The organism is Lysobacter ciconiae, from assembly GCF_015209725.1.
GTDB lineage: Bacteria > Pseudomonadota > Gammaproteobacteria > Xanthomonadales > Xanthomonadaceae > Novilysobacter > Novilysobacter ciconiae.
Window position 1 is genome coordinate 1,501,671 of the sequence record NZ_CP063656.1, and the last position, 23,307, is coordinate 1,524,977.

Consider the following 23,307-nt stretch of genomic DNA (forward strand, 5'->3'; position numbering starts at 1 on the left):
AAAGTCGGGACTCCACCCAGAGGGCGGAACCTTTCGCCTTCTGCTGCCTCCGCGCCGGTGGTGGCGCGTTGTCAGGCAGGCAAAAGCGGACGCCGGATAACGGCGTCCCGACTCAACCGATCGGAGGTCGGTACCGGTTGTGAAGCGCGGGGGCCGGATGGTCGGCCAAGGCCGGACGCACGGCCAAGATCTGCGGAGCGATGCGCCACCCCTGGGCCGGTGCCGTAAACGTCGCCAGCAGCCCTGCCGGGCAGGCGACATCGCATGCCGCGCCTGTGCAGCAATCCGCAGCGGCGGAATGGTCGCCAGACAACGGCGCTTGGGCCGCGGAAGCTGCCGACGTCGAATGCTCCATGCAGGTCGCACCGTCGGTTGGATCGGACGGTAAATCCGGTGTCAAACCGGCCATGGCGGCATGCTGCACATGCATCTGCGTGGCCGCCACCGCGAGTCCCGATCCATTGAGGATCAGGGCGATGCAGAGCAGGACACGCAGTAGCAGGTGCTGGGGCGACATGTCGGTTACTTTAACCAGAACACGCCGACGTTGTCAGATATTCCATGAACCGCCGTTCGACTGCGGCCCGGGAGTGCCGCGGAATACTCAGCGAAGCCGCCGGTGAATGGGTGTTCACTGCACCAAGCCGTGTATCAGGCGGGCTGCGACCCGGGCCGTGGCATTGTCCCGATCCAGTGGCGGGCACAGTTCCGCGATATCGCAGATCTTCACGCGGCCCGTGCCCAGCGTGGCGGCGATGAACGGCTCCAGCACCTCCATGGCCACGCCCCGGGGATTGGCAGCGCTGACGCCCGGTGCCACCGCATGGGGAAGGACATCCAGGCAGATGGTCAGGTAGATCGAGTCGGCTGGTTGCAGCCACTGCAGGAGCCGTTCGACCTGCGCGTCTGAGTTTGCCAACGTCATGTCCTGATCCATCAGGAACCGCGTGCCGGTCTCGCGCGTGGTGTGGAACAGGCGGCGCGTGTTGGACGCGTTGCTGACCCCGAGGCAGACGTAGTCCAGCGCGATGCCATGCTTTTCGGCGTGCTGGATGGCCTGATGGAACGGGGTTCCGGAGGTGGCGACCGGGCTGTCGCGCAGGTCGAAGTGCGCATCCAGGTTGACGATGGCGATGCGTCCGGCATCGCGGCTGTTTGCCAGTCCCAGATAACTGGCAAACGCGATTTCATGCCCGCCACCCATGCCGACCGGGAAGTGGCCATCCGCGAGCAGCTCCGTCATGCGGTCGGCGTAGCGCTGTTGCGCACTTTCGAGGTCGCCGTCGGTGCAGGCGATGTCGCCAGCGTCATACAACGGGCGCGAGTGGGCGACCGGCAGATTGGCCAGTGCCTGTCGCAGCGCCGTCGGGCCTTGTGCCGCGCCGGTCCGACCCTGGTTACGGCGCACGCCTTCATCGCTGGCAAATCCCAGCAGAGCGATGCCCGGCTCGGCGTGGCGCTCCACGGGGCGCACGACCTGATGCCAGCGGAAGGTTTCCGGGTCCGCTTCGTCATCGATTCGACCGTGCCAGTTTTTCATCGGCTCATAAGTCCTTCAGTCGGTCTTTCTGGTCCGGAAATTCCGTGCGCACCAACTCGGCGAGCCGGCCGCTGGCAATCAGGGTATCGGCCGCTGCAATTTCGGGAGCGAAGTAGCGGTCCTCGTCATACCGGGGGACGACGGATCGCACCAGGTCGAAGGCCTGTTCGAGACGGGCGGAGGAGCGCAGCGGACGCAGGAAGTCGATGCCCTGGCAGGCCGCCAGCAGTTCGATGGCGACGATGCGTCGCACGTTGATCGCCACATCGCCTGCCTTGCGAGCTGCGAACGTGGCCATGCTGACGTGATCTTCCTGATTAGCCGATGTCGGCATCGAATCGATGCTGGCCGGATGCGCCAGGGTCTTGTTCTCGCTGGCCAGTGCTGCCGCCGTCACGTGGGCAATCATGAAACCGGAGTTGATGCCCGGGTTTGCGACCAGGAATGCCGGCAAGCCCGACAGGTGGGCATCAACGAGCAGCGCGATGCGGCGCTCGGAGAGCGCGCCGATCTCCGAGGTCGCGATGGCGATCTGGTCGGCCGCGAAAGCGACCGGCTCGGCGTGGAAATTTCCGCCGGACAGGACTTCGCCGGTGTCGGGAAATAGCAGCGGGTTGTCGGAAACCGCATTGGCCTCGATCCACAGGGTGTTGGCCGATTGCCCCAGCAGGTCCCAGCACGCGCCCATCACCTGCGGCTGGCAGCGCAGGCTGTATGGATCCTGCACGCGTGGATCCCCGGTCCGGTGGGACTCACGGATGGCGCTGCCGTCGAGCAGGTCGCGGTACAGGCGGGCGACGTGGATCTGGCCGCGCTGTCCGCGCAACGCGTGGATGCGCGCATCGAAGGGCGTGTCCGAGCCGCGGGCGGCATCGACCGTCAAGGCGCCGGCCAGTACCGCGGCGGCGAATGCCTGCTCGGCCCGGAACAGGGCGACCAAGGCGATGGCGGTGGACACCTGGGTGCCGTTGAGCAGCGCCAGGCCTTCTTTGGCGCCCAGCTGGATCGGCGTCAGGCCGGCACGACGCAAGCCTTCATCGGCGGGCAGGACTTCGCCGTCGATGCGGACCGATCCCTCGCCCATCAGGGCCAGGGTCAGGTGCGCCAGCGGGGCCAGATCGCCGGACGCGCCGACCGAACCCTGGGCCGGAATGCAGGGCCAGACCTGCGCGTTGTACAGCCCGACCATGCTTTCCAGCAGTTCCCAGCGCACGCCGGAATGCCCGCGCGCCAGCGAGGCGATTTTCAGCGCGAGGATCAAGCGGACGGTGTCATCGTCCAGCAAGGACCCCACGCCGACGGCATGGGAGCGTACGAGGTTGGTCTGGAGCTGTTCCAACTGGTCGGAGGGAATGTGGATACTGGCAAGCAGGCCAAATCCGGTATTGATCCCATAGGCCGGAGCGCCGGCGGCGACGATGGCCGCGACCGTGCAGGCCGCCTCGTCGACCCGGGTCTTTGCCGTGGGCGGCAGGGAAACCGGATCGAACTGCCTGGCAATGGAGCGCAACTGGGACAGCGGAATCTGTCCGGGGGTCAGCATGGGCATGGGCTGGTCATCCAATGATCGAGGGCAGTTTGAGCTGGTTGTCACGGGCGCACGTCAGTGCCTCGTCGTAGCCGGCATCGGCATGGCGCATGACGCCGGTGGCGGGGTCGTTCCACAACACACGGGCCAACCGCTTGTCGGCCTCCTCGGTCCCGTCGCAGACGATCACCACACCGGAGTGCTGGGAAAAGCCCATGCCGACGCCGCCGCCGTGGTGCAGGCTCACCCATGTCGCGCCTCCCGAAACCGCCAGCATCGCGTTGAGCAGCGGCCAATCGGACACCGCGTCGGAGCCATCGCGCATCGCTTCGGTTTCCCGGTTTGGACTGGCCACCGAGCCGCAGTCCAGATGGTCCCGGCCGATCACTACGGGCGCTTTCAACTCCCCGGTGCGCACCATCTCGTTGAACGCCAGGGCGGCGAGGTGGCGCTGTCCCAGGCCGAGCCAGCAGATGCGTGCCGGCAGGCCCTGGAACGCGATGCGCTCGCGCGCCTGGTCGAGCCAGTGATGCAGGTGGGCATCGTCGGGGAACAACTCCTTGACCTTGGCATCCGTGCGATAGATGTCTTCGGGATCCCCCGACAACGCCACCCAGCGGAAGGGCCCTTTGCCTTGGCAAAACAGCGGCCGGATGCAGGCTGGGACGAAGCCGGGGAAGTCGAACGCGTCCGAGACGCCTTGTTCCAGAGCGACCTGGCGGATGTTGTTGCCGTAGTCGATCGTCGGCACGCCCATGCGGTGGAAATCGAGCATCGCGCGCACATGTTCGGCGCACGAAGCGGCGGCGGCCGATTGCAGCGCTTTGTGCGCGGAAGCATCAATGCGCGCGGCCTGCCACTGCGCCGTCGACCAGCCGGAGGGAAGGTATCCGTTGATCAGATCGTGCGCCGAGGTCTGATCCGTGACCGCCGCCGGTGTGGCTCGCCCTTGCCGGGCTAGTTCGACAAAACGGGGCAGCAACTCCGCCGCGTTGCCGAGCAGGCCCACCGACACCGGCGACGTGGCGTTTTCGACGATGTCCAGCGCCTCGTCGATGGAGTGGGCCTTTCGATCCAGGTAACGGGTGCGCAATCGAAAATCGATCCGCGACTCCTCGCACTCGATCACGATGCAGCTCGCGCCGGCTAGGCTCGCCGCCAGTGGTTGGGCACCGCCCATCCCCCCTAAGCCCGCGGTGAGGATCCACTTGCCCGACCAGTCCCCTTGGTAGTGCTGGCGGCCCAGTTCGACAAACGTCTCGTAGGTTCCCTGCACGATGCCCTGGGACCCGATGTAGATCCACGAGCCGGCCGTCATCTGGCCGTACATCATCAACCCCTTGCGATCGAGCTCGTTGAAGTGATCCCAGGTTGCCCAGTGCGGGACCAGGTTGGAGTTGGCAATCAGAACCCGTGGCGCGTCGGCATGGGTGCGGAATACGCCCACCGGTTTGCCCGACTGGATCAGCAGGGTCTCGTCGGCTTCCAGTGCCCGCAGGGAGGACAGGATGCGGTCGAAGCTGGGCCAGTCGCGTGCCGCCTTGCCGATGCCGCCGTAGACCACCAACTCGTCCGGACGCTCGGCCACTTCAGGGTCGAGGTTGTTCTGCAGCATCCGGTAAGCCGCTTCCGTCAGCCATGATTTGCAGGACAGTGCGGTGCCCCGGGGGCTGCGCACGGTGCGCGGGCCCGGGAGGGCCGGGCTGAGGCCAGTATCCATCGATAACTCCATCACGAATGGGGCGTGTTGCCCACGTGGAAAGTGCCAACGAAGCGGTAGTTGGCAGCGGGATGTGCGAGACGTACGAAGCTGGCCACCCGGCCACGCGACCAGGTTCGCCGGCTCAAGGTGAGCAGCGGATCGCCGGAAACGATCTGCAACAACTTGGCGGTGCCCTTGTTGGCCAGTTCGGCTTCGATGGTGTGTTCGGTCCGCTCAAGCGGTGCGGTGCGGGTCAGGTACTCGTGCGGAGTCTCGAGTGTGAAATCGACCTCCAGATACTGCGGCGCACTGGCGGGATTGACGAAGCGGTCTTCGAGCTGGAGAGGCTTGCCATCGGCCAGATGAAGCAACCGCGAATGAAACAGCTCGCTGCCCGCCGGCAGGGAAAACTCCCGTGCCAAGGGCGCACGCGCCTCGATCGATTCGCGCACCAGAACGCTGACCACGTGGAGCTGCCCGCGTGCGCGGATCTCGTCGCGGATCGAGCGGACCTCGAACATCGGCGACTCGACTTTCGGCACGGCGACAAAGGTCCCCACGCCCTGCACCCGGAGGACCACGTCGGAGTCGCTGAGTTCGCGGATCGCACGGTTCACGGTCATGCGTGAAACGCCGAACTGGAGCACCAGATCGTTCTCGCTTGGGATCCGACTGTGCGGCGGCCAGACGCCACTGGTGATCTGGCCGAGGATGTACTGCTTCAGCTTTGCGTATTCGGGCTGTGGCTTTTCCATGAACTCAGCATGGCATGTCTATACATCTTGTGGAAGACACGCCGAAGCCATTCGCAGGGGTCTGGAGATTCCATAGAGAAATCCAGTTGACACTCGATCTTTGGACGTGGTACTTGGTGGTATAGACAACCGAAGGATCGCCGTATTCCGATGCGTCATCTCCCGCTACTGCTGCGTTGCCTGATCGTCCTGGCGTTCTGCCTCGACGGCACCGCAATGGCGTGGCAAAAGAGCGCGATGGCGGCTGGCGCAGTTCATCACGGCCATGCCGCCACTGGCGGGCACGAAGCCGCAGGCCATGGACCGGATATGGATACGGTTGCGGTACTGGATCAGGATCACGCAGATACGACTGCGCCGGTCCCCACGGACGCCATGCACGAGGACTGCGACTGCAGTGAAACCGGGTGCGACTGCGCTTGCGGCTTCGGTACCTTTGCGCTGGCCAGAGGCATTCCGCATGTCGATACGCTCTGGATCGGCTTCGTGCCAGTCTCCGGTGACCTGACCGCCGCTCGCAAAGGCGTAGCGTCCTCACTCTTTCGACCTCCCATCGGTTGACCTTGTCCGGCTGCCCATGTGGCGGCCTCCTTCGCTGCGGGTTCCGGTTGTCAAAGCCGCCCCGGATCGTGCCGACAAGTTCAGAAAATCACTGTTTGGGGAGTTCATCATGTTCTGTAAGCGCAACCATCTCGCGCTGGCGATCGGCGCGTTGCTGTCCGCCGGCATCATTGCCAACGCATCCGCCCAGTCCGCGGACGAAAGCACGCCGTCAAAAGCGACCACGCTGGATGCGGTGACGGTTACCGGCAGCCACATCAAGCGTGCGGCGATCTCGGGCGTTGGCCCGGTAACCGTCATCGATGCCGAAACCATTGAGCGCTCGGGTGCCATTTCCGTCGAAACCCTGTTGCAGCGGTTGCCTGCATCGGCGGGGTTTGCAGGCAGCCAGACCAACGCGTACTGGGCGGGCAACGGCTACGGGACGACGCAGGTCAACCTGCGCGGGCTGGGCATCAACCGCACGCTGGTTCTGTTGAATGGTCGCCGGATCGTGAATGGTGGTACCGGAGCCAACAGCTCGGTGGACCTCAACATCATTCCGGTGGCGCTGATCGAGCGTATCGAAGTACTGAAAGACGGTGCGTCCGCCATTTACGGTGCTGACGCCGTCGCCGGCGTGGTGAATATCATCACCAAGCAGAACTTCGAAGGGGTCGAGGCATCCATCCGCTATGGCCAGACGTTCCAGCAGGACGGCGAAGAAGGTGCCGTGGATGTGGCGTGGGGTGTGAACTCGGATCGAGGCTCGTTGATGGCCGCCATCAACTACTCCGAAAGTGGCACGGTCAACATGGCGGATCGGGCTGCCTGCGGCTTGGGCGAAGTCGACGGGAAACTCGAATGCGTGGGAAGTTCCAGCACCATCGGTGGTCGTGCGCTGTTGCCCGATGGCACGCGCATCAACTTTAACCAGGACCCCAACGGGGACGGTGACTTCTACGAGGCCTATTCGCCGGAGAAGCACAACCAGAATGCATATCCGGCGCTCAATGCCGTCAACCCGATCAAGCGATTGAGCTTCAGCGCATTCGGCGACTACGCACTTACGGACAATGTCCGGGGCTTCGCCGAGCTGATGTACACCAACCGCCAGTCGGATCAGTTGGCGACGCCTGGCACGCTCGGGATCTATCGCGCAATCGATATCGCCGCAGATCATCCAACCAACCCCACCGGACAGGACATCGTGTTGCAGCGGCGCAGCCTGAAAGAAGGCGGCAACCGCGAGTTCTATCAGGACGTGAACACGTTTCGCACGGTACTCGGGGTGGAGGGTGGCATCGGGACCTACTGGGACTGGTCGATGGCGATCAATTGGGGCCGCAACACGGGCGACGACGGTTCCACCAAAGTCGCCAACCTGGATCGCTTCGACGACACCATGGACACGTCCTTGTGCAGCAATGCACCGGGTGCAGCCGTCCCGTGCGGTGATTACCTAGGATACGGCGATGTCTCCCAAGAGGTGCTCGATTACATTCTGTACACCTCGCGCGACGTAGGTGGAAACGAGCAGAAGAGCTTCACCGCGAACGTGAGTGGTCAGCTGTTCGAGCTGCCTGCCGGTTGGGTGGGCATGGCGACTGGTGTGGAAGTCCGCCGTGAAAGCGGGTGGCGCAACCCGGATCCGCTGACCGTGCTTGGCATGGCCAACACCAACCGGCAGGATCCCATTGCTGGCGAATACACCGCGAAAGAGGCATTCGTGGAGATCGCGATCCCGCTCCTCCGCGACAAGTTCCTGGCGCAGTCTGTGACGTTGAACACGGCGTTTCGCTACTCCGATTACGACATCTTCGGGGCAGACACCAACTACAAGGTCGGTCTGGACTGGGAGCTCGTGCCATCGCTGAAAATGCGCGCGAACTATTCAACGGCGTTCCGTATCCCCAATGTGCCGGAGCTGTTTGGCGGCGTTTCGGAAGGGGGCCTGACTACCACCGATCCCTGCAGCGGTTGGGCTAACCTGCCTTCCTCCTCGGTGGTCTATCAAAATTGCCAGGCATCGGGCGTGCCAGTGGGCTTTACGCAGTTGGGCAAGGCGATCCAGACCACGGTTGGCGGCAATCCCAATCTGGAACCGGAGGATGCGGAAACGCTGACGGTTGGTGCGGTCTGGATGCCCACATTCGTGGACGACCTCACTCTTACGCTGGACTATTTCAACATCAAGATTGACAACGCGATTCAGGGAATTCCCGGGTCCACCAAATTGGCAGTTTGTTACAACACACCCGGGCTGGCCCATCAGTTTTGCAGCGCGTCCAACTTCACCCGCAATTCGCTCACCGGCGAGATCGATTACCTGTCTGCCCAGCCCGTGAATGCGGCCAGTGAGCGCGTGTCAGGCATCGATATCGGCGCCCTGTACCAATTCGACTTGGCTGGGATGAGGGCGAGCCTCAGCATCGATACGTCATACCTGAAAAACTACGATGTCCGTCCGTTCCCGTCCGCAGAAGAGATCCAGTACGCCGGCAAGATTACCGGGGGCAGCGGTAGCTATACCCAGTGGCGCTCGTTCGGATCGTTGACTCTGGAGCAGGGGCCGTGGTCGGGTTCCTACAGCATCCAGTACATCGGTTCGGCGGACGACATCAACGCGTCGAGGGGCGACATCGGAGACCACGTGTCGAGCTTGAGCTACCACAACGCCCAGGCAAAGTACTCGTTCAACAAGTCCGCCGACATCGTTTTTGGTATCGACAATCTCTGGGACAAGAAGGCTCCATTCATCCAGAGCTACACCGATGCGAACACCGACACGATGACCTACGACCTGCTCGGTCGTCGCTGGAACGCGAAGCTCACCTACCGCTGGTGACCGGCTCAACCCTCTCCGGCGACCAAGCCGGAGGGGTGACGTTCCCTTCTTCGCGGCATCCGTCAGGAATCAACTATGAAACCCGCATTCTGGGCCCGTCGGGCTCACAAGTGGATCGCCTTGGTCATCGGCGTGCAGGCGCTGCTGTGGTCAATAGGCGGGCTGTACATGACCGCCATGTCGATCGACTTCATCCATGGCGACCACCTCAATCACGTAGCGGCGGAGCCGCTCCCGAAACAGGGCGACCTGGTCGATCCTGCCGTCATCGCTGCAAGGTATCCGGCAATGAACGGCTTCCGCCTCAAGCGGCTGCTGGGTGAGCCGATCTATGAAGTCCACCATGCCGGTGGCGTGGACCTGGTTGATGCGGTCACTGGCCGGTTGAGCGGGCCGATCGACGAGGAAAAGGCGCGGCAACTGGCGTTGTCGGCCTATCAGGGCGATGCGCCGCTGGAATCGTTGCAGTTGCTCGACAAGGCACCACAGGAGGTGGGCACCCGACCGGTGCCGATGTGGCAGGCGCGATTCGGCGACAGCGGCAATACCGCTCTGTACTTCTCGCCACAAACGGGAAACCTGCTGGCCACCCGGCACACGTATTGGCGGGTGTTCGACTTCCTCTGGATGCTCCACATCATGGATTATGAGCAGCGCTCGGACGTCAACAACACGTTGTTGCGCGTTGCCGCCTCCGTGGCCCTTCTGTTCATGCTCAGCGGGGTGTGGTTGCTGTTCTACAGCTTTCGCAGGAGGTCGGCGGCATGACTCCCTGGATTCAGAAACTGCATAAATGGGTCGGCCTGATCATCGGCCTGCAATTCGTGATCTGGGCGGCAAGCGGACTGGTTATGAGTCTGCTGGATACCGCGACCGTGAACAATCAGCACCACCTCGCGCCTGCAGCTCAGGCCCTGCCGTGGCCGGAAGCGGAGATCTCCCCGGCAGTCATCGTTGCCAGGGAGAGTCGTCCCGTCCAGATGGTCGAGACCCACTGGCTGGCCGCGGAGCCGGTCTATCGCCTGAGCGATGGTGTGAGTAGCTGGCTTGCGGATATCCGGGATGGAAGCTCGGTGCCTGTGACGGCGGCGGATGTCGCCGCCATTGCGGCGCGGGATTACGTGGGTGATGGACGCCCCGCGTCGCCGGAACTCATGCAGGAGAACACATGGGAGGTGCGTGGCCACACCGGGCCCATATGGCGCGTTGCGTTCTCCGATGACGATGCGACCACGTTGTATGTGTCAGGGCAGGACGGAACCATTCTGGAGCGTCGCAACGATACGTGGCGACTGTTTGATTTCGTCATGATGCTGCACTTCATGGATTACACCAGACAGCAGGATTTCAACAACCCGCTGATCGTGATGGCCGGTGCGGGCGGGTTGTGGCTCGCGTTGTCGGGCATCTGGTTGTTCTTCGCCAGCTTCCGCCTTGGCGAGTTCATTCCGGCCCGCTGGCGGCCACGTCGCGAGTTGACGGTGTACGGCGCCGACGGGGGCAAGTTGCGCTCGGTGGAGTCCCACTCCGGTGACACGGTGTACCTCGCGCTGGGACGCAACGGACTGCAGTTGCCGTCCAACTGCGGGGGAGGCCAGAGTTGCGGATTGTGCGTGGTGCGCGTGCGCGGTCATGCGCCGCCGCCAAGCAGCGCCGATCGGATGCATATTGACGCGACCCGGCTCAGGTCGGGCTATCGATTGGCCTGCAACCTGCCGGTGACATCGGACGGCCAGATCGAGGTGGCCGGAGGTGCCGCGTTGTGGACGGAACGTGTCGCGACGGTGGTCAGCGCCACGGCGGTGACGCCGTTCCTGCGCGAGTTTGTGCTTGCGCCGGAGGTGCCGCTGGGGCCGGAGTTCCAGCCTGGCGCATATCTGCAGGTCCATGTTCCCGGTTACCGCCTGCAACGGAACGACCTGGATCACCCGGAGCTCCACCGGCAAGACTGGTCCAGTCTGAGTCTGCCCGAAAATCTGGTCTGCAAGGAGCCGGTTCGCCGTTCCTATTCGCTGTCTCTTCCGGTGGAAAAGGCGGGCGGGAATGTGACCCTGCTCGCCCGATTCAGTCCCGGACGGCAGGGCAAGAAGCAACAGCCTGCCGGCAAGGGGTCGACCTATCTCTATTCATTGAAGCCGGGCGATCGTGTCTGCTTCAGCGGTCCATTCGGTGACTTTGCGATAAAGCCCGGAGCGAAGGAAAAGGTGTTCATTGGCGGCGGCGCCGGTATGGCGCCCCTGCGGGCGATGGTGCATTCGCTTCTTGAATCCGGCGCGGAGGAACGCATCCACTTCTGGTACGGCGCTCGCAACATGCGGGAGGCTCCGTATGTCGAGGAGATGGAAGCGCTGGCCAGGAAGCATGCGAACTTCACATGGCACCTGGTGCTGTCCGAAGCCGCAGAGCATGGCGCGGGTTTGATCAGGGGGTTGGTGCACGAAGCCACCGATGAAGGGCTGTTGCAGAATCATCCCGATCTGAAGTCCTGCGAGTTCTACCTTTGCGGCCCCCCGGCGATGCTTGCCGCCACCCGTAGTCTGCTGGCTCGTCTCGGTATCGCCGAAGAACAGGTTGCCTACGATGATTTCAAGATCTAGCGGGCGGGGGAGTTCTCACGTGTGGCCGTTGTGTCGGTGACTCCCTTTTGGGCAGTGCCGATGCAATCGGCGAACCGAGTCAACAGTGGGGTCGTATGCCGTCATGGGCGCGACCCCGCTTCGAGTGGTTGGTCATCGCCCGCTTCAGCTCCCACCCGGTCACCGGCAACGCCGCCAATGACCCGGGTACGCTGCCGGCATTCGCGGCAGTGGCTGCGGCCAGCTTCACTCGGGCGAGGCGGTAATTGTTCCACCAAGCGGCTGAAGCGCTTCGGGGCAGAGACGATGGGCTAGTGGTGTTCACCGGAGGCATGCCGTCGCCGGCATGGGTGGCAGGATTCCGTGCACTAACCTGTGAACTGCCGCGGAGCATGGTGTTTCATCACTGGGGTGACATCGATGTCGGTGGGTTCCGGATTGCGGCACGGCTGCAGGAGATCGCGATGCCGGCAAGCGTGTCGCTTCAGCCCTGGCTGATGGATATCACGCTGGATGGTCGGGGGAACGAAGTGAAGGATTCGACGCGGGATGCCATGAGGGCTGCAGCAATCAGGGCAGGCTGGTCAACCTTCGATCGACTGCCCGCACTGACTCTTGAACAAGAACGTGTGGGTGTGATCTTGCCCAGCCTGATTTAGCTGATCCCAACGGCACTATCCCAAGTACCAGCCTTTGACTGGACTCTCTTTCCTATACAGGCAAGGGGCCACCAGTATGAGAGTTCGTCGAAACGACGGTGACAGGCCTGTCACCAATCGAACCCGGAGCGGATACGCGTCTGAACGCTGGCGGTTAGGGATGGCTATCGGGGCTAGAACAGCAGCGTCAAAACGGGCTGTGGGGAAGTAGGAGGCACCTCTTCGAGCATCTCACCAACGATTATGCATGCCGAGCGGGATTTCCATAATTATGGAAATTCGGCGGTTTTTGCATAATTGGGTTGACAGAGAAGGCGCCGTGTCTTTGCCGCTGCAGGTCGGTGAGGGGATTAGGGCGCGTTATCGAGGGTGGGGAAGGGCAGCTACCGACCCAAAGCAGCCATTCACTCAGTACATCGTCTAGTCACTACCGTGAGTTGAATTGCCTTGTATCCTTACTTCAGCTCAGACACGGATAGAGGGGCAATGGCCATTCTCGACAAGGAATCATTGAGGGCCGCTGTGCGGTCAGGCGATATCACGGCTGTTTGCGTCGATACGAACATATACGAGGCCCAGCAGTTCGCATTTCACAAGGGAATACTTGGAGAAATGAAGAGCTTGCCAGTCGCCGGCATTAGAGTGCTCTTGCCTGACATAATTGATCGCGAAGTTAGTGGCCACATGGCCAACAAGCTGCCAGAAGCTGTGTCCGTACTCCGGAAGGCAATGCGAGCTGCAAGCAACCTCGGCGTCATCTCTGATATTGCTGAAGGCGCTCTTGGCATTGCTGATACCGATCATGCCAAGCACGCGTCGGAGCGCCTTGACCAACACAAAAAGGTAGTGGCGGCGACCCAGCTACGGGTAAGTGACTTCGTGAACCTAGCCAGCGTTCTCGATGACTACTTTGAGGTGCGTGCGCCCTTCGAGCCAAAAAAGAGGAATGAGTTTGCCGACGCCTTGGTTCTCAACTCACTTGAGGCCTGGGCGATGCAAGAGACTACTCAAGTAGTTGTGATATCTGACGACGCCGGCTGGAAAATGTTCTGCGAGAACAGCAAGGTTGTGCATGCAGGGCCGTCTCTCACAGACCTGCTCGTCGCAGTTCAAGCCTCCGAGCCATCCCTCCTTAGGCGCGCCGTAGCAAGCATATCCGGAGATGCGCTGGAAGGGATTTGCGCGAGCCTCAGCGACAGCATAAGAGGCATGTCTGTGCATGCTGAGGCTTCGAGTCACCATCACGCAGAGACAGAGGTCGTCAACGCAGACGTCTTGGATATCCAGGTAGACGAGCTGACAAGCGACGACCTCGACTTGGTCCGTAATGACGATGGTGAGTTTGTCGTGCGATGGATGATTTCCGCCCTAGTCAATTTCGAGGTCAACGTCGAAATAAGCGTCTTTGATTCCATTGATCGCGATTACGTTGTTCTAGGGACTGAGACGGTTCTACATGAGGAAGAAATGCACCTCGATGCCCTGTTGACGTTTTTGTACGATAGTGGCGACCGGGAAGCTCCCGTGGAGTTCGACGACATGGAGGTGACCCGCAAGAGGATCGAAATTGATCTGGGCGAGGTTGAACTCAATTTCGATCCTGAAGAGTAGGCAGGGGCTTTTTTGGTAGCGCCGCAGCGCAAGCAGGTTAACGAGAACATGTCGGCCCCTGTGACGGAGCCTTCCATGAGACAGAACAACTGATCTATTTACTGACTGGTGCGTGCCTTTCAGAGGGCTATGAGCATCGCTTGCCGAGCCGGCGGTAGACGTGTCCCGGCCTAGAATTGGTACGGGTTGAGCTGCGCTACGAACCTGCTCGATAGGCAGTGTGTCGGATAAAGCGCCTACATCGACGGGGCATGTGCGCTAGGTCGTTCAGACGCGCAACCAGCGCTCTGAGACAAGGACGATAGAGGAGGATGGGGGTGATTCGCAAAATCAAGATCAAGGGTTATCGCACTCACAAGGACCTGACGGTTGAGCCGAACCGCAAATTCAACCTGATTGTGGGAGCCAACGAGTCCGGCAAGTCGACGCTCATGGAGGCTGTCACCCTTGCGTTAACCGGCCGCATCAACGGCCGCAGCGTGGCCGAAGAGTTGAACCCGCATTGGTTCAATACTTCGCTCGTCGAGGAGTTCATAAGGAAGAGAATCAGCGGCGTGCCGGTAAGTTTTCCCGAGATCTTGATTGAGGTTACCTTCGAAGATCTCCCGGAACTGCAGGCACTGTGCGGTGCAGTTAACTCCCATTTTCCGACAGCTGCGTGCCCCGGCGTGACGATGCGGATTTCGCCAGATCCGGAGTGTGCGACCGAACTAGAGGAATGGGTGAAGTCACCGACCCCTCTCTTACCCGTTGAATACTACCGCTATGACTGGCGGTCGTTCGCAGACAGGGAACTGGCAACGCGGCCAAAAGTGCTGGCCACCGCCGTCATCAACTCGCAGACTGTTCGGAGCTCGTCCGGGATTGACTATCACTTGCGCCATATCCTTGGCGATCAACTTGAGGCAGCAGAACGGGCGCAGATTTCGCTGGAATACCGCCGCGTAAAAGCATCCATGTCCCAGACGGCGTTGAATGCCGTCAACACAAGGATGAGCTCAGTGCATTCAACCCTGCATAGCAGGCCGATCACGCTCGCAATGGATCAAAGCGCAAGAACGTCGTGGGAGGGTGTCGTCACTCCCCATGTTGACGACCTGCCATTGAGCATGTCCGGCCTGGGACAGCAATCGGCAATCAAGATCTCCCTCGCGATGAACCGTCATGCCGGTAGCGCAAGGTTTGTCATGATCGAAGAGCCCGAGAACCATCTGACGCACACAAGTCTTGTCACGCTACTGTCCAGAATCGAATCGCTGGCGGGCGAGCAGCAGCAGCTCTTCGTCACTACTCATAGCTCGTTTGTACTCAACCGTCTGGGATTGGATGCGCTTCTTTTGATGGGAAATGATGTCGCCGCCAAGCTTTCCATGCTCGACTCAGAAACAGTCAAGTACTTCAAGAAACTTCCCGGCTACGACACCCTACGGATTGTCCTCGCTAACAAGATCGCCTTGGTGGAAGGGCCGTCCGACGAGATCGTGTTCGAACGGATCTTCCGCGACACATATGGAAAGCGCCCTATGGAGTGCGGAATTGACGTGTTGAGCATGCGTGGTCTGTCTCTGGCACGTGGTTTGGAGCTATGTGCTGCGCTCAATAAGCCAGGAATCGCTCTTCGGGATAATGATGGGATTGATCCGGGTGAACTCCGCGAGTCTGTGGATAGGTGGCTCAAGAAGGACGAACGCGAACTCTTCGTAGGTGAGGTCGCCCACGGTAGAACGCTGGAGCCTCAACTGATTCACCACAGCGGCGAACCCCTACTGCGTGACGTTCTTGGTATCGCTGCGCAAGCGGACTTGCTGAAATGGATGACCCGGGAGAAGACTGAGGCGGCGTTGCGGATCAGCACTTCTTCCAAAAAAATCGTGCCCCCAGCCTACATGCTTGAAGCGGTCAGGTTTGCTCATGGCTAACTACCTGACCCTGGCTGTTGCCGGGTCTCGGAAAACACAAGGCATCGTTGAGCACTGCGCGTTGTTGCCACTCGAGCGCCGTGTGCTGGTATTGACGTATACGCGGGCCAATCAAGAAGAGTTGATCCGCCGAATTCAACAGTACGCAGGTGATCACCACCATGTCGAAGTAATGGGCTGGTTCACTTTTTTGCTTCGGCATTTCGCAAGACCTTTTCTACCATTCAAGTTCGCCGGCAAACGCGTCCTTGGCTTCAATTTCGATGGCAGACCGAACCGCATGGCAAAGGGTATGAGTCGATTCTTAGACTCCAACGGTGCTGCGTACGGATGTGAACTTGCACGCCTCTCTCACGAGCTGGTTGCTGAAAGCAAAGGGGCGCTACTGAGAAGGCTAGAGTGCATCTACGAGGAAATTCTGATCGATGAGGTTCAGGATCTGAGCGCCCACGACTGGGAGCTTGTCGACGTGCTGCTGCAGTCGTCGATCACTATTCGCATGGTCGGTGACGTCCGGCAGTCTGTGCTGGCGACAAATCCGCGCAGCTCCAAGAATGCAAAGTACTCGTACGCCGGGGCAATTAATTGGGCGCGCGAGCGTCAGGACATGGGGCTACTGGAAATCCGGGAGAGCGTGACCACTTGGCGTTGCCACCCCATCATCGCCAGATTCTCCGACAGCATCTTTGACCCGACATGGAGGTTTCCTGAGACCCTTTCCGTGAACGAGACGGTCACGGATCACGATGGCGTGTTCTTGATCTCAACAGAACATGTCGCCGAGTACGTTCGACTCTTCCAGCCTCAGTGCCTGCGGCACAGCGCAAGCTCAGGAAATGCCTTCAAACTTGACTACCTCAACTTCAAGGTGTCAAAAGGCATGACCTATGAGCGTGTACTGATTGTTCCGACCAAGCCGATTAGCAAATTCATCGCATCTGGTCTCCATCTAGAGGCCAACTCTGCCTCCAGCTTCTACGTCGCGGTTACGAGGGCCGAGCAAAGCGTAGCCATCGTTATGGACAAGGCGGGCACTTCTTCGTTGCCATTCTGGAAGCCAGGGAGGCTCGCCACGGGGCGGTGACGCTCGCTCCAGCGTGACTCTCCGAGGCCTTCGCCGATGTCCGCTTCTGGCCGGGAGTAGCCGCGAGCGATCCAAGTGGGCAGACCGGAACGTGTATTCAAAAAAATTCCACGGACGCTAGCTATCGGCACATGAGGCATGTTGCCGCGGCCCGCCAACACCGATGACAAACGTTTACAGCCCTTGATCGTCATTCCTGTAATTTACGGTGGCGGCGTCTGAGACTAGTGTCCGGCCGCAGACGAGGATGGGCAGCATGAGTGTGCGAGCCTCTCATGAAATGGCCGCCAATTGTCTTTCGACCCAGGTCAAGCCGTACCAAATACGCCGCGCGGTCTACACTCGGCCGATGCTTTTAGCAAGAAAACGCTCCGGCAGCTAATTTTAGCAAGCTTCAGCTAATCGAATGATTTCAACGGCTTAACACTTTCACGCCCTGCCTCATTGGCGAAGATGTAACGACACGAACGACCATGTGGCGATCCTGACGGTGGTGCATCGACCAGCCCAGCACCAGCTTGCTGTACAGATCGATGACGACGCAGAGGTACAACTTTCCTTCTGTTGTCACGATCTCGGTGATGTCGGTGACCCACTTGGTCTCCGGCTCGTGAGCGGCGAAGTTGCGCTGCAGCAGATTCTCCACACCCACCGGTCGGGTGCCGGGTTTAGCGCCGTAGCGGCGTCTGCTTCGCCGCGGCCAGCCTTGCAGGCCCGCACCGGCCATCAGGCGTGCCACCCGGTTGAGGCTGGCCTGTTCGCCTTCATCGACCAGGTCTTCCCGCATCCGGGGTGCACCAATGACGCCTTTGCTGTCCTCATGGATCTCCCGCATGCGCGACAGCAAGCGTGCATTCGCCCGCGCCCGAGGCCCCGGCGTGCGGCTCGCCCAGGCGTAGAAGCCGCTCGTTGATACTTCAAGGCAGCGGCACATCATCCCGACGGGGTAGTCGCTGCGGCAGCGCGCAATCACCGTGTACCGTTCGGTGATTGCTTCGCGAAGTACGCTGCCGCGTCTTTTAAAAAATCCCGTTCTTTGGTCACGCGCGACAGCTCGCGCTTGAGGCGGGCGAGCTCTTCATCACGAGGCGTTCCGCCGCCGGGGAAAGCCTTGGTTCCGCCGGCGTCGGCCTCCCGGACCCAGCGGGTCAGCATGTTCGGATTGAGGCCGACCTCCAACGCGATCTGACGGCAGCTCAACTTCGACCGCCAGACCAGCTCGACGATCTCACGCTTGTACTCAGGGCTGTAACGCTTGCGCTTGGACACGGACACTCCTCTGATCCAGTATGGATCTTAGTGAAAGTGTCCGCAGAATCGGGGTAGAACTCCTTCACCGAGAGCCAGATCAACGCCGTGCTCAAGCAGTCGCAGGCCGGCATGCCCTTTCCGAAGCTATGCCGCGAACACGGCATCAGCTCGGCCACGTTCTACAAGTGGCGCAGCAAATTCGGCGGCATGGCGGGGGGGATTACCGGATCAGATCGCCAAATTGGTCGCTTTCTCGTAACTCGACACGGTACTTCATGCCTACGACCTCGGGACCTAGTGGATGCCCCGGCGCTCTGCTTCGATTCCGTTCGGCCGGACTCCGATGCGATCACTGCAGCTTCAGTGGTGGCCTAGCGCCGGGGCACAGACAGGTTGTCGCTCTGAGTGATGGAGCGCCATCGACGAACTTCCCGCCGTGATGTCAGAGAATTCCCACTAGTCAGGTCGAGCAAGCCATTTGAACGGATATGTTTTCTGCCAATCGGGATCCGGATCAGCACCGAACCAGGGTTCCTCAAGGGCGAAGGCTTTCTCGCCGTCGGGCAGGTCGACGACATGGAGTGCGGGATAGTGACGAACTAACCGCTCGGCCTCTTGCCTGATGTGTTCGGGAAGCGTCTCATCCACACTAAGCTCCTTCAGGTAGCAGCCGGCTTGGATGAGATGTCGGGTTAGCTCGGTTGTCGTTGTCATGTGCATTCCTTGGTGACTGGTCCATACGGGTACTCGCGCCACCAGCCTGGGTCGATCTCGGGGTCGAAGCACATGCCGCGCATTCCCTTCGCCTGCAAAGCAGCTTCCAGATGGATGTCGACTGAGCTCGGGTAGTGCCGGAGGAGGCGATGCGACTCTTGGCGCACCGGCTCCGGCAGGGTGTGGTCGCTCCTTAGCGACCGTAGAAACCGCCTCGTCTGAAGGACGCAAAGGGTTCGCTCGTCGGGGGTGCTCATGGGATGCTCCTGTGGGTGTGAACTTGATGAAGTGTGGTGTCGTGTCGTCGCAATGATTGAGATCGGCAGATGTGGCGGGATCGTCCCAGCTCGGTAGTCATGGCGAAGCTAGCGTCCGAAAGCGCCCGAAACCTCACCACAGGTGTTCCTCAGCTATCGGAGACCATCGGTGATCCAGGATCACCAGTCGGTCGAGGGCGGATTGCAAGCCATTTAGTCAATGCCAAGCTCCCTGCGTAGTCCGGAAATGTAGGTACGGCCCACCTGCAGTTCTTTCCCATTCGCCATAACCAACCAGTAGCGGCTGCCGGAGCCGGAATGCAGCGAGCGGTTATGACGCAGATTGACAAGGCAGGAGCGGTGGCAGCGCACGAAATCGGGCGGCAATACGGCAGTCAGCGCGGCCAGGGACTTGTCGCGCAGTTCGCTGCGGCCATCGAGCAGGCGCACCTCGCTGTAGTCACCGTCTGCACGGATCCAGAGCACGTCGGCCAACTCGACCAGTGCCGTGCCCGCCAGATGCCGAGATAGCGTGCGAGTCCCGGGCGATAGCGGGCGGCGTCGAGCAGGCGATTGAGGGTCTGGCCGAGGCGTTCGCGCGTGAACGGCTTGGGGACGAAATCCAGCACCCCGTGTTCGAACGCTTGCAGGGCGCGCTCGCGATGGGCCGATACCACCACGCAGTGGTAGCGTCCGGCCACCGCCTGTCGCAACAGATCGAAGCCGTCCTCGCCGCCGAGGTTCAGGTCCAGCAGCAGACCGTCGTAAAGGCTGCGCTGCAGCCGGTCGCCGGCCAGGTCGAGGTCCGCGACGGCGTCGAAGCGTGCCCGTCCGCCCGCCAGTTCGCCGCACATGCGTAGCAATCGCTCGCGGATGAGCGGTTCGTCCTCGACGACCTGCACGGGGCGGGCGTCGAGCGCGTGGTGTTGATCGGCGTCGAAGGGCCGGACGACACCCTGAAGCTTCCGCTGGCGGCAGACGCGCTGCTCGCGGACCTGGCCGATATCGCCCGGGAGCAGGGCTTCGAGGACCTGACCGGCATGACCCGCCGCGTGCTGGCCAAGCTGCGTCGGGAGCCCGCCCAAGGCCGCAGCCTCATGCACCGGGGCAGGCAAGTGACCTTGGGCGCTTACGATGCGCAGCTGGCGATCGCCGCCTCGCTTGCAACGGGCGGCTGGAGCAGGACCTGCGCCAAGCCCACGAGGAAGCCGGGCGGCAGCAGCAGGAGCTGGATAGACTGCAGCTGATGGCTGCCGAACACTCCGCCCTGCAGGCACGCTGGACCGACGACACACATCGGTTGGACGCGCTGCAGAGCGAATTGACCGGTGCGCGTGATGCGCTGGACCAGGAACGCACTCAACGGCAGCGCGCCGAGGCGGAGGCCGCGCGGGTCAGTGCCCGGCTGGGAGCGACCCAGGAGCTCCTGGAACGCTTCAGTCCCGCATCGGAACCGGGACCGCGCCCGGGTAAGGCAGAGCGAGCGGCGATGAAGTAAGGCGTCGCCAGCGCGCTGCTATCGAGGTCTGAGGCCAGTGAAACGGAAAATCGGGTCGAGCGGTCGACACCGAATGGAACCGAAATGGCGGGTTAGCAACCCAGACATGGCGCGGGCGAACTGACATTTTGCGTCTGACCTTTTTGCCGCCAGGCTATGGGGAGGCGTTTGCGTATACCAAATGACCAAGAGGCCAGCTTGACCAACTCATCGAACCTTCGAGATCGTCTCGAACATCATCAAGTCATTACCTACTTCGCGGCCGTCATTGCCGCGGCGGCCGTCGCGCTCCTGGTACCGGGCACCGCCGCGCTGGAAACGGCAATCAACCCTGCGCTGGCCCTGATGCTGTTCGTCACCTTTTTGCAGGTGCCGCTTGCCGACCTGGGCCGCGCTTTCACCCGCATTCGCTTTCTGGGCGCGCTGCTGATCACCAACTTTCTGGTGCTGCCGCTGCTGGTCGCGCTCCTGATGCAATTCCTGCCAGCAGACCCGATGGTGAGGCTCGGGGTGCTGTTTGTCTTGTTGACGCCATGCATCGATTACGTGGTGACGTTCTCCCACATCGGCCGCGCCGACGCTCGGCTGCTGCTAGCGTCCACCCCGGCACTACTCCTCACGCAAATGCTCTTGCTGCCGGTTTACCTGCGCGTGTTCTTGGGGGACGCGGCGGCCGGGCTGGTGCAGCTTGGCCCGTTTGTTCATGCGTTCGTGTGGCTGATCGCCATTCCTCTTGCGCTGGCCGCCCTGGTGCAGTTGTGGGCGGCGCGCAGCGGGGGCGGCCAGCGTGTTGCGGCAGGTCTGGGCCTGCTACCAGTGCCGGCGACGGCGCTGGTTCTGTTCATTGTTGTGGCTGCGATGATGCCGCAGCTTGGGGCCGCCATCGAAGCCGCTTTGCAAGTGATTCCGCTGTATATGGCGTTCGCGGTGGTTGCCCCCCTCATTGGTTGGGCGGTCGCAAGGCTATTGCGGCTCGATGCTCCGGCCGGCCGGGCCGTGGCGTTCAGTGCCGGCACGCGCAATTCCCTGGTGGTGCTGCCGTTGGCCTTGGCCGTGCCGGCAGCTATCCCCGTTCTGCCCGCCATCATCGTGACGCAAACAATGGTCGAGCTAGTGGCTTCGGTGATCTACATGCGGCTGATCCCGAAGTTGGGTGCGGGCCGCAAACCCATCAATGAGCGCGCCGCCCGCTCTCGTCGATGACGACCTCGCCGTCCTCCTTGGTAAACGGACGGGTCACCGGCGGCAGGAGGTCGAGCACGACCTCCGAAGGTCGGCACAGCCGCGTCCCCATCGGCGTTTCCACGAAGGGCCGGTTGATCAGGATCGGCTCCGCCAACATGGCATCGAGCAGTTGCTCGTCCGACAGGGTCGGATCGTCGAGCCCAAGCTCGGCATACGGCGTGCCTTTCTGCCGCAGCGCATCGCGCACGCTCAGGCCCGCGGCCGCGATCAGCTCGATCAGACGTTCGCGCGTGGGCGGATCCCGCAGGTACTCGATGACCGTGGGCTCGATGCCGGCGTGGCGGATCAGTGCCAGCGTGTTGCGCGAGGTGCCGCAGTTCGGGTTGTGATAGATCGTCGCGTTCATGGCGGGGCCTCAGCTGCAGCTCGATGTGGTCCCACAGCAGGCGGCCCGCGCGGGCCGGGCGACTTCGGTACTCGATGTGCTCGCCGGCGAGGCCGCTGCCGGCGCGATCGCCGTAACCGAAGGGGCGGTGACCGCGCCGGAGGCCTCGGCCAGCGTGGCTGCGGCCAGGTCGCCCTTGCGTTCGCTGTAGCGGCTGGTCAGATACTCGCTGCGGTCGCGCACCAGCAGGGTGAACTTGACCAGTTCCTCGATCACGTCGACCACGCGGTCGTAGTACGGCGAGGACTTCATGCGGCCGTTGTCGTCGAACTCCTGCCAGGCCTTGGGCACCGACGACTGGTTGGGGATGGTGACCATCCGCATCCAGCGGCCGAGTTGGCGCAACGCATTGACCACGTTGAACGACTGCGAGCCGCCGCACACCTGCATCACCGCCAGGGTCCGGCCCTGGGTGGGACGCATCCCGGCCTGTTCCAGCGGCAGCCAGTCGATCTGGTTTTTGAACACGGCCGTCAGGGTGCCGTGGCGCTCCGGGCTGACCCAGACCTGCCCCTCCGACCACAGAGACCACTCGCGTAGTTGCTGCACCTTGGGGTGGTCCGCGTCCACGCTGTCCAGCATCGGCAGGTCGTGCGGATCGAACACCCGGGTTTCGGCGCCGAAGTGGCGCAGCAGGCGCTCGGCTTCCAGCGCGAGCTTGCGGCTGTAGGACTGTGGGCGCAGCGAGCCGTACAGGATCAGGATCCGCGGCGGGTGCGTGGCGCCGTCCGCGCCGAGCTTGTCGTGGGCAGGAATGTCCACGGCCGCTGGAGCCAGGTTGGCGAGATCGGGTGTTGTCATTGCGGTTGCTTCGTTCGGTTTCATTCCAGTATTCTAGAAACATGGAACTCAAGAACGCAACCACCGCACTGGCCGCCCTGGGGCAACCCACGCGGCTGTCCGTCTTTCGCCTGCTGGTCGAGGCCGGTCCAGAGGGGCGCATGCCCGGCGAGATCGCCGAAGCGCTGTCGCTGCCGGGGGCGACCTTGTCGTTTCATCTCAAGGAACTCGCCGCCGCCGGCCTGATCCAAGGCGAGCCCCGCGGCCGTTACATCTGCTACCGCGCCGACTTCGACGCCATGAACGGCCTGATCGAATTCTTGACCCGCAACTGCTGCGGTGGTGACCAGAGTCGCTGTCTCCCTGCCTCCCGCCCATCCGCCGCGGGTACCTGGAAAGCGAACAAGGTCTGAAC

Annotated in this window: 23 protein-coding genes and 2 pseudogenes; 13 read left to right on the plus strand and 12 right to left on the minus strand. The window is 61.9% G+C overall.

Annotation, left to right across the window (positions count from 1 at the left end; all coding sequences use genetic code 11):
• Positions 1-112 precede the first annotated feature (112 nt).
• The 5 genes from INQ41_RS06855 to hutC all read right to left on the minus strand — a co-directional run bounded on the left by INQ41_RS06855 (position 113) and on the right by hutC (position 5,525).
• A complete protein-coding gene (locus INQ41_RS06855; protein WP_156969323.1) occupies positions 113-517 on the minus strand; it encodes a CopL family metal-binding regulatory protein in 405 nt (134 codons plus the stop codon).
• 114 nt (positions 518-631) lie between these two features.
• Positions 632-1,540, minus strand: coding sequence for a formimidoylglutamase (gene hutG / locus INQ41_RS06860; protein ID WP_193983064.1), 909 nt, complete (start codon positions 1,538-1,540; stop codon positions 632-634).
• 4 nt (positions 1,541-1,544) lie between these two features.
• Complete coding sequence (gene hutH, locus INQ41_RS06865; RefSeq protein ID WP_052103585.1) at positions 1,545-3,089, minus strand: histidine ammonia-lyase; 1,545 nt, start codon at positions 3,087-3,089, stop codon at positions 1,545-1,547.
• Positions 3,090-3,096: 7 nt separating this feature from the next.
• Positions 3,097-4,788 carry a urocanate hydratase gene (hutU, locus tag INQ41_RS06870; protein WP_193983066.1) on the minus strand — a complete coding sequence of 564 codons (1,692 nt, stop codon included), beginning with the start codon at positions 4,786-4,788 and terminating at the stop codon, positions 3,097-3,099.
• An 11-nt stretch (positions 4,789-4,799) separates the two neighbouring features.
• Positions 4,800-5,525, minus strand: coding sequence for a histidine utilization repressor (gene hutC / locus INQ41_RS06875; RefSeq protein WP_193983068.1), 726 nt, complete (start codon positions 5,523-5,525; stop codon positions 4,800-4,802).
• Between the two features lie 150 nt (positions 5,526-5,675).
• Between hutC and INQ41_RS06880 the strand changes: the two genes are divergently transcribed.
• From INQ41_RS06880 to INQ41_RS06915, 8 genes are all read left to right on the plus strand, one after another.
• Positions 5,676-6,086, plus strand: a complete 411-nt coding sequence (locus tag INQ41_RS06880; protein WP_036193667.1) for a CopL family metal-binding regulatory protein — start codon at positions 5,676-5,678, stop codon at positions 6,084-6,086.
• Positions 6,087-6,195: 109 nt separating this feature from the next.
• Positions 6,196-8,913, plus strand: a complete 2,718-nt coding sequence (locus INQ41_RS06885; protein WP_036193945.1) for a TonB-dependent receptor — start codon at positions 6,196-6,198, stop codon at positions 8,911-8,913.
• 75 nt (positions 8,914-8,988) lie between these two features.
• Positions 8,989-9,681 (plus strand): PepSY domain-containing protein, encoded by a 693-nt coding sequence (locus INQ41_RS06890; RefSeq protein WP_036193669.1) that lies wholly within the window; start codon positions 8,989-8,991, stop codon positions 9,679-9,681.
• On the plus strand, positions 9,678-11,510 hold the full coding sequence (locus INQ41_RS06895) for a PepSY domain-containing protein (protein WP_036193670.1): 1,833 nt from the start codon (positions 9,678-9,680) through the stop codon (positions 11,508-11,510). Before INQ41_RS06890 ends, INQ41_RS06895 begins: the two co-directional genes overlap by 4 nt.
• 311 nt (positions 11,511-11,821) lie before the next feature.
• Complete coding sequence (locus INQ41_RS06900; RefSeq protein WP_084105570.1) at positions 11,822-12,148, plus strand: Wadjet anti-phage system protein JetD domain-containing protein; 327 nt, start codon at positions 11,822-11,824, stop codon at positions 12,146-12,148.
• A gap of 486 nt (positions 12,149-12,634) precedes the next feature.
• Complete coding sequence (locus INQ41_RS06905; protein ID WP_193983072.1) at positions 12,635-13,759, plus strand: PIN domain-containing protein; 1,125 nt, start codon at positions 12,635-12,637, stop codon at positions 13,757-13,759.
• 317 nt (positions 13,760-14,076) lie between these two features.
• The gene (locus INQ41_RS06910; protein WP_193983074.1) at positions 14,077-15,678 is read left to right on the plus strand and encodes an ATP-dependent nuclease; all 1,602 of its coding nucleotides are present in this window, start codon (positions 14,077-14,079) and stop codon (positions 15,676-15,678) included.
• Positions 15,671-16,762 (plus strand): UvrD-helicase domain-containing protein, encoded by a 1,092-nt coding sequence (locus INQ41_RS06915; RefSeq protein WP_193983076.1) that lies wholly within the window; start codon positions 15,671-15,673, stop codon positions 16,760-16,762. The genes INQ41_RS06910 and INQ41_RS06915 overlap by 8 nt, the downstream gene beginning before the upstream one ends.
• Positions 16,763-17,195: 433 nt before the next feature.
• On the opposite strand, the pseudogene INQ41_RS13240 reads toward INQ41_RS06915, so the two are convergent.
• Positions 17,196-18,031, minus strand: a pseudogene (locus INQ41_RS13240) (IS3 family transposase); the annotation flags it as partial.
• A 78-nt stretch (positions 18,032-18,109) separates the two neighbouring features.
• Between INQ41_RS13240 and INQ41_RS06930 the strand changes: the two are divergent.
• Positions 18,110-18,223, plus strand: a pseudogene (locus INQ41_RS06930) (transposase); the annotation flags it as partial.
• A 246-nt stretch (positions 18,224-18,469) separates the two neighbouring features.
• Here INQ41_RS06930 and INQ41_RS06935 read toward each other — a convergent pair.
• From INQ41_RS06935 to INQ41_RS13250, 4 genes are all read right to left on the minus strand, one after another.
• Entirely contained in the window at positions 18,470-18,727 is a 258-nt protein-coding gene (locus tag INQ41_RS06935; RefSeq protein ID WP_193983078.1) for a BPSL0761 family protein, read from the minus strand.
• Complete coding sequence (locus tag INQ41_RS06940; RefSeq protein WP_193983080.1) at positions 18,724-18,984, minus strand: BPSL0761 family protein; 261 nt, start codon at positions 18,982-18,984, stop codon at positions 18,724-18,726. The genes INQ41_RS06935 and INQ41_RS06940 overlap by 4 nt, the downstream gene beginning before the upstream one ends.
• A gap of 213 nt (positions 18,985-19,197) precedes the next feature.
• Complete coding sequence (locus INQ41_RS13245) at positions 19,198-19,470, minus strand: LytTR family DNA-binding domain-containing protein (RefSeq protein WP_343224917.1); 273 nt, start codon at positions 19,468-19,470, stop codon at positions 19,198-19,200.
• Positions 19,380-19,886 (minus strand): LytR/AlgR family response regulator transcription factor, encoded by a 507-nt coding sequence (locus INQ41_RS13250; RefSeq protein WP_228076524.1) that lies wholly within the window; start codon positions 19,884-19,886, stop codon positions 19,380-19,382. The genes INQ41_RS13245 and INQ41_RS13250 overlap by 91 nt, the downstream gene beginning before the upstream one ends.
• A 21-nt stretch (positions 19,887-19,907) precedes the next feature.
• On the opposite strand from INQ41_RS13250, the gene INQ41_RS06950 reads away from it, so the two are divergent.
• From INQ41_RS06950 to INQ41_RS06960, 3 genes are all read left to right on the plus strand, one after another.
• A complete protein-coding gene (locus tag INQ41_RS06950) occupies positions 19,908-20,231 on the plus strand; it encodes a hypothetical protein (RefSeq protein WP_228076525.1) in 324 nt (107 codons plus the stop codon).
• Entirely contained in the window at positions 20,231-20,482 is a 252-nt protein-coding gene (locus INQ41_RS06955) for a hypothetical protein (protein WP_193983082.1), read from the plus strand. Before INQ41_RS06950 ends, INQ41_RS06955 begins: the two co-directional genes overlap by 1 nt.
• A 198-nt stretch (positions 20,483-20,680) precedes the next feature.
• Positions 20,681-21,685 (plus strand): arsenic resistance protein, encoded by a 1,005-nt coding sequence (locus tag INQ41_RS06960; protein WP_228076526.1) that lies wholly within the window; start codon positions 20,681-20,683, stop codon positions 21,683-21,685.
• Here INQ41_RS06960 and arsC read toward each other — a convergent pair.
• Entirely contained in the window at positions 21,654-22,073 is a 420-nt protein-coding gene (arsC, locus tag INQ41_RS06965) for an arsenate reductase (glutaredoxin) (RefSeq protein ID WP_193983086.1), read from the minus strand. The genes INQ41_RS06960 and arsC overlap by 32 nt on opposite strands.
• A 9-nt stretch (positions 22,074-22,082) precedes the next feature.
• Positions 22,083-22,913, minus strand: coding sequence for an arsenical resistance protein ArsH (gene arsH / locus INQ41_RS06970; protein ID WP_193987263.1), 831 nt, complete (start codon positions 22,911-22,913; stop codon positions 22,083-22,085).
• A gap of 41 nt (positions 22,914-22,954) precedes the next feature.
• On the opposite strand from arsH, the gene INQ41_RS06975 reads away from it, so the two are divergent.
• Positions 22,955-23,305, plus strand: a complete 351-nt coding sequence (locus INQ41_RS06975; protein ID WP_193983088.1) for an ArsR/SmtB family transcription factor — start codon at positions 22,955-22,957, stop codon at positions 23,303-23,305.
• The last annotated feature ends 2 nt before the right edge of the window (positions 23,306-23,307 follow it).

What these genes read in the sequence shown, in the direction of transcription:
- INQ41_RS06855 (WP_156969323.1), bottom strand. Translation starts at nt 517, where the DNA reads ATGTCGCCCCAGCACCTGCTACTGCGTGTCCTGCTCTGCATCGCCCTG.
- hutG (WP_193983064.1), bottom strand. Translation starts at nt 1,540, where the DNA reads ATGAAAAACTGGCACGGTCGAATCGATGACGAAGCGGACCCGGAAACC.
- hutH (WP_052103585.1), bottom strand. Translation starts at nt 3,089, where the DNA reads ATGCCCATGCTGACCCCCGGACAGATTCCGCTGTCCCAGTTGCGCTCC.
- hutU (WP_193983066.1), bottom strand. Translation starts at nt 4,788, where the DNA reads ATGGATACTGGCCTCAGCCCGGCCCTCCCGGGCCCGCGCACCGTGCGC.
- hutC (WP_193983068.1), bottom strand. Translation starts at nt 5,525, where the DNA reads ATGGAAAAGCCACAGCCCGAATACGCAAAGCTGAAGCAGTACATCCTC.
- INQ41_RS06880 (WP_036193667.1), top strand. Translation starts at nt 5,676, where the DNA reads ATGCGTCATCTCCCGCTACTGCTGCGTTGCCTGATCGTCCTGGCGTTC.
- INQ41_RS06885 (WP_036193945.1), top strand. Translation starts at nt 6,196, where the DNA reads ATGTTCTGTAAGCGCAACCATCTCGCGCTGGCGATCGGCGCGTTGCTG.
- INQ41_RS06890 (WP_036193669.1), top strand. Translation starts at nt 8,989, where the DNA reads ATGAAACCCGCATTCTGGGCCCGTCGGGCTCACAAGTGGATCGCCTTG.
- INQ41_RS06895 (WP_036193670.1), top strand. Translation starts at nt 9,678, where the DNA reads ATGACTCCCTGGATTCAGAAACTGCATAAATGGGTCGGCCTGATCATC.
- INQ41_RS06900 (WP_084105570.1), top strand. Translation starts at nt 11,822, where the DNA reads ATGCCGTCGCCGGCATGGGTGGCAGGATTCCGTGCACTAACCTGTGAA.
- INQ41_RS06905 (WP_193983072.1), top strand. Translation starts at nt 12,635, where the DNA reads ATGGCCATTCTCGACAAGGAATCATTGAGGGCCGCTGTGCGGTCAGGC.
- INQ41_RS06915 (WP_193983076.1), top strand. Translation starts at nt 15,671, where the DNA reads ATGGCTAACTACCTGACCCTGGCTGTTGCCGGGTCTCGGAAAACACAA.
- INQ41_RS06935 (WP_193983078.1), bottom strand. Translation starts at nt 18,727, where the DNA reads ATGACAACGACAACCGAGCTAACCCGACATCTCATCCAAGCCGGCTGC.
- INQ41_RS06940 (WP_193983080.1), bottom strand. Translation starts at nt 18,984, where the DNA reads ATGAGCACCCCCGACGAGCGAACCCTTTGCGTCCTTCAGACGAGGCGG.
- INQ41_RS06955 (WP_193983082.1), top strand. Translation starts at nt 20,231, where the DNA reads ATGGCTGCCGAACACTCCGCCCTGCAGGCACGCTGGACCGACGACACA.
- arsC (WP_193983086.1), bottom strand. Translation starts at nt 22,073, where the DNA reads ATGAACGCGACGATCTATCACAACCCGAACTGCGGCACCTCGCGCAAC.
- arsH (WP_193987263.1), bottom strand. Translation starts at nt 22,913, where the DNA reads ATGACAACACCCGATCTCGCCAACCTGGCTCCAGCGGCCGTGGACATT.
- INQ41_RS06975 (WP_193983088.1), top strand. Translation starts at nt 22,955, where the DNA reads ATGGAACTCAAGAACGCAACCACCGCACTGGCCGCCCTGGGGCAACCC.